At 72.3% G+C, this 7,815-nt stretch carries 9 protein-coding genes and 1 tRNA gene; 3 read left to right on the top strand and 7 right to left on the bottom strand.

The features are described from left to right. Nucleotides 1-575 precede the first annotated feature (575 nt). Nucleotides 576-649 (top strand) — tRNA-Gly (locus ACZ4NT_RS14695). A gap of 153 nt (nt 650-802) precedes the next feature. On the opposite strand, the gene ACZ4NT_RS14690 is transcribed toward ACZ4NT_RS14695, so the two are convergent. Genes ACZ4NT_RS14690 through ACZ4NT_RS14665 form a run of 6 tightly spaced genes read right to left on the bottom strand, consistent with a single transcriptional unit; the run spans nt 803 to nt 3,437 of the window. Beyond that, on the bottom strand, nt 803-973 hold the full coding sequence (locus ACZ4NT_RS14690; RefSeq protein WP_467725486.1) for a hypothetical protein: 171 nt from the start codon (nt 971-973) through the stop codon (nt 803-805). Nucleotides 974-1,009: 36 nt separating this feature from the next. Then, complete coding sequence (gene amaP / locus ACZ4NT_RS14685; protein WP_467725484.1) at nt 1,010-1,603, bottom strand: alkaline shock response membrane anchor protein AmaP; 594 nt, start codon at nt 1,601-1,603, stop codon at nt 1,010-1,012. A gap of 10 nt (nt 1,604-1,613) precedes the next feature. Continuing rightward, complete coding sequence (locus ACZ4NT_RS14680) at nt 1,614-2,291, bottom strand: DUF6286 domain-containing protein (protein WP_220784174.1); 678 nt, start codon at nt 2,289-2,291, stop codon at nt 1,614-1,616. Continuing rightward, entirely contained in the window at nt 2,288-2,734 is a 447-nt protein-coding gene (locus ACZ4NT_RS14675; RefSeq protein WP_467725482.1) for an Asp23/Gls24 family envelope stress response protein, read from the bottom strand. The genes ACZ4NT_RS14680 and ACZ4NT_RS14675 overlap by 4 nt, the downstream gene beginning before the upstream one ends. Further along, entirely contained in the window at nt 2,731-2,958 is a 228-nt protein-coding gene (locus ACZ4NT_RS14670) for a hypothetical protein (protein WP_121405123.1), read from the bottom strand. The genes ACZ4NT_RS14675 and ACZ4NT_RS14670 overlap by 4 nt, the downstream gene beginning before the upstream one ends. A 44-nt stretch (nt 2,959-3,002) precedes the next feature. After that, nucleotides 3,003-3,437 carry an Asp23/Gls24 family envelope stress response protein gene (locus tag ACZ4NT_RS14665; protein ID WP_121405122.1) on the bottom strand — a complete coding sequence of 145 codons (435 nt, stop codon included), beginning with the start codon at nt 3,435-3,437 and terminating at the stop codon, nt 3,003-3,005. A gap of 92 nt (nt 3,438-3,529) precedes the next feature. Here ACZ4NT_RS14665 and ACZ4NT_RS14660 point away from each other — a divergent pair, with 92 nt between their 5' ends. Both ACZ4NT_RS14660 and ACZ4NT_RS14655 read left to right on the top strand, forming a co-directional pair. Beyond that, on the top strand, nt 3,530-4,387 hold the full coding sequence (locus ACZ4NT_RS14660; RefSeq protein ID WP_467725480.1) for a hypothetical protein: 858 nt from the start codon (nt 3,530-3,532) through the stop codon (nt 4,385-4,387). Nucleotides 4,388-4,717: 330 nt separating this feature from the next. Beyond that, nucleotides 4,718-6,409 (top strand): right-handed parallel beta-helix repeat-containing protein, encoded by a 1,692-nt coding sequence (locus ACZ4NT_RS14655; protein WP_467725478.1) that lies wholly within the window; start codon nt 4,718-4,720, stop codon nt 6,407-6,409. Here ACZ4NT_RS14655 and ACZ4NT_RS14650 read toward each other — a convergent pair. Further along, entirely contained in the window at nt 6,343-7,776 is a 1,434-nt protein-coding gene (locus tag ACZ4NT_RS14650; protein WP_467725476.1) for a UDP-glucose dehydrogenase family protein, read from the bottom strand. The genes ACZ4NT_RS14655 and ACZ4NT_RS14650 overlap by 67 nt on opposite strands. Nucleotides 7,777-7,815 lie beyond the last annotated feature (39 nt).

Raw genomic sequence — 7,815 nt, 5'->3', positions numbered from 1 at the left:
CCCCCCCCCCCCCCCCCCCCCCCCCCCCCCCCCCCCCCCCCCCCCCCCCCCCCCCCCCCCCCCCCCCCCCCCCCCCCCCCCCCCCCCCCCCCCGCCTGTCTCTTCCGCTCCCCGCCGCGCGGGCGCCGCTGCGTGTGTAAGTCCGTGCTACCGGGTTACTGGTTCTGCAGCGACACCGGAACGACGTTCCGGAGCCGCGCACATCGCGGACACCGGATCAACCGACCGGGACCGAGCCGCCCGGCCTGCTGCATCGGCAACGAAGCGGTGCTGAACACGTGCCCCTCGGCACAACGGACGACGGTGCGCTCCATCAAGTCCTCAGAGTCCCTTCCCCAAAGCCGCGTCTGACTGACGACGAAAGCAACATTACGGGATGAAAGGGACGGGCCTCCAGGCGGCACTCCGGTCCCGCCCGGACCCTCTTCCTCGCCTCCACGGTACGCCCCAACTCCCGCCCGCCGCAGCGGCATCCACCCCCTGAAACGCCGCGAGACCCCGCGGCTTCGGTGCCGGGGGCCTGGCATGAGGTAGAGTGAGCGAGCATTCGACACCGGCTCCAACCGGCGTCTTGCGCGGGTGTAGTTTAATGGTAGAACATCAGCTTCCCAAGCTGAGAGCGCGAGTTCGATTCTCGTCACCCGCTCCACGCACCAGGCCCAGGTCCTCGACCCGGGCCTTTTTGCTGTGCTCGCTCGTCGGTTGGCGCGTGCCGGACCGGCGCCGTAAGGCCGATCGCCGGGATCGGACAACTCCGGTCGTGCGACGGAGGCATGGGCACCGCCGCCGTGGCCGGGCCTCTTCAGCGGGCCGGGCGCCGGGTGGACCGCCAGATGGAGCGGGCCACCAGGTAGAGAAGGTCGGCGACGAGAAGCAGTACGCCGGCGGACGTCAGGTAGAGCATGCCGTCGACGGCCGCGCCGACGGCGACCAGAGCGATTCCGGCAATGAGCAAGGTCAGGAAGAGGACCACGGCGGGATGCCTCCCGGGAAGGGTGTGCGCGGGAGCTCATGCGATGCGTCGGGCGCGGTGGCGGGCCTCCCGGAGGAGGACCTTCGACGGGAGGCGGTCCAGGGCGGCCGAGTCCCGTGCGTGTGCGAGCGTTTCGCGGCTCAGCTGTTCCAGGGTTCGCACCGGCTCCGCGTGAGGCTCCAGCAGCAGCCGCACGCGTGCGGTGGGAGCCGTACGTCGGCCCGACAGCCGGATCTGAGCCCGCGAGACCCCGTCCAGGGCTCGCGCCTCTTCCTCCATGGCGTCCTCCAGCGTTCGGCCGTCGAGCCGCGCCGCCGCGTCCTCCTCGCTCCGGACGAGGACCCGGTCCAGGCGATGTCCGCGCTGCGCGAGGAGCCACCACAACAGCAGGATCAGCAGGACGGCGAGCACCGCGATCACGGTCGGCCACCACCAGCCCTCGTCACGCCACCGGGTGCGTCCCTCGGCGCCCAACAGCACGTCGTCCGGCCCGACGAAGGGCCACCAGCCCGGCATGCCGAAACCCCAGCGGCGCTGGAGGTCCAGCCCTCCCACCAGCACGCCGCCGCCCAGCGCGAACAGTCCGAGGCCGAGAAGCCCCAGCAGCACCCGGTTCACCGTCCTGCGCATCAGGATCACCTCAGCCCTTCTTCGGGGGCCGGACGCGCACGGTCAGCCTGGGTTGCCGGGCGAGACCCAAGGACTTCACGGCTTCCCCCAGCGTGGCGGTGAGATCCTCGCGGACCTCCTCGAGCCCGCGGAAATGGGCCTGTGCCAGGACTTTGACCTTCCGGCGGCCGACATCGACCCGGGCCGACCGGACACCGGGCACCCGCACCGCCCAGTCCCGCAGCACCAGAGCGGCCGCGCGGCGGTCGAGCCCGGCTCGGACGTCCTCTGCACCGGGGATGCCGGTGCGCTGCCGCATGGGGAGCAGCCTGCGCATACCCGGCGTCACCGCCAGCAGGAAGAGCCACAGGCCGAGGGCCATGGCCACCGCGGCCCCGACGATCACCCAGACGTCGTCCAGTGGCCGTGTGGCCAGTTCCTCGGCGAGTTGCCGCCGCCAGCTCATCGCGGGGCCGCCTGCCCGCACCGAGACCACGTCGTACAGGAGCAGTCCGACGGCCCCGGCGGACACCAGGGCCACCAGGGCCGCGGGAATCCGCCGCGCCGACCAGAAGCGGTGCGCCGACCGGCCTGATGCGTCGGTCGTCGCCGTCGCGCCCGCGCCCGCGCCCGGGGTGTCATCGGCGGACGAAGCCGCCCGGTCGACCGATGCCGGCGACGGCGGTCCTCCGGCCGTGTGCGTGCTCATCTCACCCGCTCCTGGTCCGAATGCCGCGCATGTACCGAGTGCAGCCTCTCGACCGACACCACGAGGTCGGACACGTCCATGCCGGCCCATGTCCTGAGCCGTTCGGTGACCTCCCGGCGCACCGCGGCGCACTGCGCCCCGATGTCGGACGGATAGCCGAGCTCGACGGCGATGCGCACCCGCGCCTCGCCGAGCGCCGCCTGCCGCGGCGCGGCGGACTCGGCGTCTCGTCCTGCGGTACTCCGCTCCGGTGCCCGCCGCACGGAGGTGTTCACACGAGGTGTCCGGCGGCCCGGCGGTACGCGGCCGGCCGACTCGGTGAACCCGCTCAGCGCCTCGCGCGCCACACGGGCGGCAATCTTCGCGACGACCCGGTCGGCGACGGTGATCGCACCGCGCTCCTTGCGGGGAACGGCCGGGCGCCGACCCGCTTCACCGGTCACTGCCGCCAGTCCCCCCGAGTCCGTCGCCGGTCGTCGCGGATCCGCTCCTGGCGGTCCCGGCGGCGGACGAAGTCGCCCGTTTCGAGGTCGCCCTCGGCGAACCGCCCGACCACGAGACCGACGACACCCAGCCCCAGCACCAGCAGGAAAGCCCAGAAGCTACCGAAATACGCCGCGAAACCGAGCGCCATACCGGCCATCAAGCCCACCACAGCCCTGCTCATCACGCGCTCCTTCACTCAAGCCGGCTGCTCCGCGCGCGCCCCGGCTACTGAATCCGCCGCCGCTCTTCCCCCTCGTCCTCCTCGTCGGCCGGCAGCTTCACGTCGCTGACCGCGATATTGACTTCCACCACTTCCCGATCCGCCATCCGCTCCACCGCGGAGATCACGCTCTCCCGCACCTCGGCGGCCACGTCCGTGATCGAGGCGCCGTATTCGACGACGATCTCCAGATCGATGGCCGCCTGCCGCTCACCGACCTCGACACTGACCCCGCGGGTGGCGGATTTGCCACTGCCGGCGCCGGGCACTCGCTCCCGCACGGCTCCCATGGAGCGGGCGAGTCCACCGCCCAGGGCATAGACGCCGGGTACGTCCCGTGCCGCCATTCCGGCGATCTTCTCCACCACCACATCGGCGACGGTCGTACGGCCGCGAGAGCCGGGCGCACCGCCGACCCTTACCTCGGTGCTCTGAGTCATCGGCACATTCCTCCCTTGGGGGCTCACATACCACTCACCGTTCCGATTATAGTCGTTTTAGTACCTTTCAACCGGATATGTGGAGCGGTCCCATGAGGGGTGAGAGGGCGGTGGAAACCGAGGCGCGGACGCAGGCGGTACGGCACCGGCTCGATCTCGGTCGGTTGCTGCCCCTCGGCGGGCCGGGCGACGGGACGTGGATCACCGAGCAAGCGGCCGTCGGTGTCCTCGGACGCGCGGCCGCCGCGATTCCCGGTGTTCGGCTGGAGTCCCTGCGCATCGGGCCGGCACCGCTCGAGCCCATGTCCGCGCCCGCCGTGCGTCCGCCGGCCGGAGCGCTACCGCCCGGTCCGCTCAGGATCGAAGCCGCCTTCGCGGCCTCCCTCGGCCGGCCCCTGCCCGACACCGCAGCCGAGTTGCGGAGCGCGCTGCTCGGTGCGGCCGCCGAACGGCTCGGCCTGGCCACCACTGCGGCAGACCTGCGCGTCACGGATCTCCAGGTCGGCTCGGAGACGGTCGGCGGGTCACTCACCTCGACGACGACGGCCGTCGAGCCCGCGCCGGGAGCGGCTGCCGCGGCCCCGACCGCGCGAAGCTCTGCCCCGGAGACCGGAACAGGACCCACGCGGGGGCCCGTCGGTGAGACGGCGGCCGTCGCGACGGCCGTTCCGGGCGTCGCCCGCCTCACCTCCGTGTGGGGAAGCCGCCCGGTCAAGGTGCGGGACCACGACGATCCACCCGGCCGCCACATCGAGGTGCACCTCGCGGTCGCCCCGGGACACCACCCACGGGAAGTCGCCCTGGCCGTCCGGGCCGCCGTGGCCGAAGCCGCTGCCGGGGACGCCCCGGGCCCGGTCACCGTCGCCGTCCTCGTGGCAGAGACAGCGGCCCAGCCGACCGCTCGTGACGGCAATCCACGAACCGCACCTGCCCGCAGCTTCCCGAGCTGAGCGCGCGCGAGTTCGATTCTCGTCACCCGCTCCACGCACCAGGCCCAGGTCGTCGACCCGGGCCTTTTGCTCTGCGCTGGGGCCGAGGCGCCGCCCGCCGGATGCGGGGACGGCTGTCCGGGGCACGGGCGGGCTCAGTCGTCTCGCGTGGCCGTGTGGCCGGGAACAGGAGGGCCGATCAGGCATGCCTTGAGGGTGTGCCCGCGTGCTGACCCCGTGATCAAAGATCCGGCAGGCATGGTGAATCAGCGGTCTCCAGCCGGAGGGTCCGTTCCGTCAGCAAGAGGAGCGCGTGTGCGTCGGAGGTATGAGCTGAAGGGGTCTCGGCGCGTGGCCGGAACGGGCGCGGGCTTCGCCGGGCGATGGAGAGTCGCCGTGCTGTGCCTGGCCGTGACGGTGCTGCCGACCGGATGCGGCATGCCCGAGCCGCATGTTCCCCTGATGGAGAACCCGCCGGACGGACGGATCTTCTACGTCAGCCCGCAGGGTGACGACCGCCATGACGGCCGGACGGTTCGCAGTGCCTGGCGCACGCTGCGCCGGGCGGACGCCGTGCGGCTGAAGCCGGGTGACCGGCTGCGGCTGAAGGGCGGCGCGCGCTTCACGGGCACGCTGAGCATCGGCCGGGGGGACGCGGGGAACGCCCGCAAGCCCGTGGTGATCGATTCCTACGGCGAGGGCCGCGCGGTGATCTCCGCGGCCGGCACGCGAGGCATCGAGGTGCACGACACGAGCGGCGTGGTCATCCGCAACCTCGTCGTCGCCGGGAACGCCGCCTCCTACCGTGCCGAGGACGGCATCGCGTTCGTCAGCGACCTGCCCGGCGGACAGAAGCTCCCGTACGTGCGCGTCAAGGGAGTCGACGTGTCGGGGTTCCGCAACGGGGTGCGTCTGCACGGTGGCGGCGGGGCGTCGGGCTTCCGGGACGTGGTCGTCGAGGACGTCGCCGTGCACGGCAACAAGGACGCCGGCCTGGTGCTGGACGGTCCGGCGTTCGACGACAGGGCCCCCGCGTACGCGCACGAGGACGTGAAGGTCTCGAAGGTGGTGTCCTACAAGAACGACGGGGACCCCGACGCCGTCGACCGGAACACCGGGAGCGGCATCGTCCTCGGCAGCGTCCGCGGCGCCGTGGTGGAGAACTCGGTCGCCCACGGCAACGGGGCCCGCTCCGCGCCGGCGGCCCAGGAAGGGCCCGAGGGCATCTGGGCCTACGACTCGACGCGGGTGGTCCTGCAGAGGAACTCCGCCTACGACAACCACACCGGGTCGCAGGTCGACGGCGGTGGGTTCGGCCTGGACAACAACGTGTCCCACTCCCTGATGCAGTACAACCTGTCCTCCGGCAACGACGGTCCGGGCTTCCTGGCGTACTCCGCCATCTCCAACAAGGTCCACCGCGACAACGTCATTCGCTTCAACATCAGCAAGGACAACGGCCGCAAGCTCCAGGACTACGGCGGCATCGTCGTGATGGGGTCGTGGGTGTCGAACCTCGCGATCTACCAGAACACGGTGCTGGCACGGGCGAACGGCGTGGTCCGGGCGCCCGCGCTGCGCATCCAGCCCAACCTGGGCGCGGTGTCGGTGCGCAACAACGTCTTCGTCACCGACGGGTCCACCGTGGTGGCCGGCCAGGGGCGATTCACGACGTCGGAGGTGGTCATGCAGGGCAACGACTACTTCAGCCCGACAGGTCTGAGCCTGCAGTGGGGCGACTCCACGTACAGCGATCTGGCCGCCTGGCGGCAGGAGTCCGGCCAGGAGATGCAGAACGCTCGCGCCACCGGGAGCAGCGCCGATCCGTGCCTCGCCGAGGTGCCGCTGCCCCCGGGCGGGGCCGACCTGCGCGGCACCGGACCGAACCGGGGTGCCCTGGCGTCCCAGTGCTCTCCCTCGCTGGCCGGTGCCGCGGTCGATCTGCACACCGTCGGCGTGGATCCCGGTTCCGTGGACTACTTGGGGACGCCGCTGAGCGGATCGCCCACCGTCGGAGCCGTGCAGGCGGCGCCGAGGACCTGAGAGATGGTCGCCCGGCAGAGGTCGGCCTGCCCCGGCACCGGCACCGGTACCGGAGTGGGCCAGCCCAGGGCCCGCACGTGCCAGCCGGCCGCCTGCCACGCCTCCCGGTCGAGGGCGTTGCGGGCGTCGAGCATCCGCGGCGCCCGGACCACGCCGGCGAGGGCCAGCGGGTCGATCTCCCGGTACTGCCGCCATTCGGTCAGGTGCAGCACCAGCTCCGCGTCCTGGCAGGCCTGGACGGCGTCCGCGCAGTACACCGGGCCGGGCAGGACGGCTCGCGCGTTGTCCAGGCCCTGCGGGTCGTGGACCCGCACCTCGGCTCCCTGGGCGAGGAGTTCCGCGGTCACGGCCAGCGCCGGCGAGTCGCGTACGTCGTCGCTGTCCGGCTTGAAGGTGGCGCCCAGTACGGCGATCCGGCGTCCGGCGAGTGCGCCGCCCACCAGCTGACGGGCCAGGTCGACCGTCCGATGGCGCTGCCGGCTGTTGATCCGGTCGACCTGCCGGAGGAACGACACGGCGTCCCCCACCTGGAGTTCCTCGGCGCGGGCGAGGAAGGCGCGGATGTCCTTGGGCAGGCAGCCGCCGCCGAAGCCGAGGCCGGCGGAGAGGAAGCGGCGGCCGATGCGCACGTCGTGCCCGAGGGCGTCGGCGAGGGTGACCACGTCGGCGCCGGCCGCGTCGCACACCTCGGCCATGGCGTTGATGAAGGAGATCTTCGTCGCCAGGAAGGAGTTGGCGGCGACCTTCACCAGTTCCGCGGTGGCGGGATCGGTGCTGAGGTAGGGGACACCGGCCGCCAGCATCGGCTCGTACACGGCGCGCAGCAGCAGGTCGGCGTGGGGGGCCGTGACACCCGTGACGATGCGGTCGGGGCGCAGCGTGTCCTGGACGGCGAAGCCCTCGCGCAGGAACTCCGGGTTCCAGGCGAGCTGGGCTTCGATGCCGGGGCGCAGTTGCTCCGCCATGCGGCGGGTGAGCGACCGGGTCGTGCCCACCGGAACGGTCGACTTGCCGACGATGAGGCTGTCGCGGGCCAGCAGGGGGGCCAGGCCGTCGATGACCGCCTCGACGTGGGTGAGGTCGGCGGCCAGGGACTGGGGCCGCTGCGGGGTGCCGACGCACACGAAGTGCAGGTCGGCGAAGTCGGCCGCCTCGCCCAGGGAGGTGGTGAAGCGGAGCCGGCCGTTCGCGATGTTCTCGGCGAGGATCCGTGGCAGGCCGGGTTCGTAGAAGGGTGCCCGGCCGGCGGCGAGCGCCTCGATCTTCCGGGCGTCGGTGTCGACCCCCAGGACGTCGTGCCCGATGTCGGCCATGCACGCGGCGTGCACGGCTCCCAGGTATCCCGTGCCGATGACGGTCAACCGCATGTGCGTTCTCCTGTCCTTGCGCCTCTGACGGTCCGTGTG

Source organism: Streptomyces sp. NPDC026417 (genome assembly GCF_055567695.1).
This window is presented reverse-complemented; position numbering and strand designations above follow the sequence as displayed.

What these genes read in the sequence shown, in the direction of transcription:
- ACZ4NT_RS14665 (WP_121405122.1), bottom strand. Translation starts at nt 3,437, where the DNA reads ATGACTCAGAGCACCGAGGTAAGGGTCGGCGGTGCGCCCGGCTCTCGC.
- amaP (WP_467725484.1), bottom strand. Translation starts at nt 1,603, where the DNA reads ATGCGCAGGACGGTGAACCGGGTGCTGCTGGGGCTTCTCGGCCTCGGA.
- ACZ4NT_RS14670 (WP_121405123.1), bottom strand. Translation starts at nt 2,958, where the DNA reads ATGAGCAGGGCTGTGGTGGGCTTGATGGCCGGTATGGCGCTCGGTTTC.
- ACZ4NT_RS14660 (WP_467725480.1), top strand. Translation starts at nt 3,530, where the DNA reads ATGAGGGGTGAGAGGGCGGTGGAAACCGAGGCGCGGACGCAGGCGGTA.
- ACZ4NT_RS14650 (WP_467725476.1), bottom strand. Translation starts at nt 7,776, where the DNA reads ATGCGGTTGACCGTCATCGGCACGGGATACCTGGGAGCCGTGCACGCC.
- ACZ4NT_RS14680 (WP_220784174.1), bottom strand. Translation starts at nt 2,291, where the DNA reads ATGAGCACGCACACGGCCGGAGGACCGCCGTCGCCGGCATCGGTCGAC.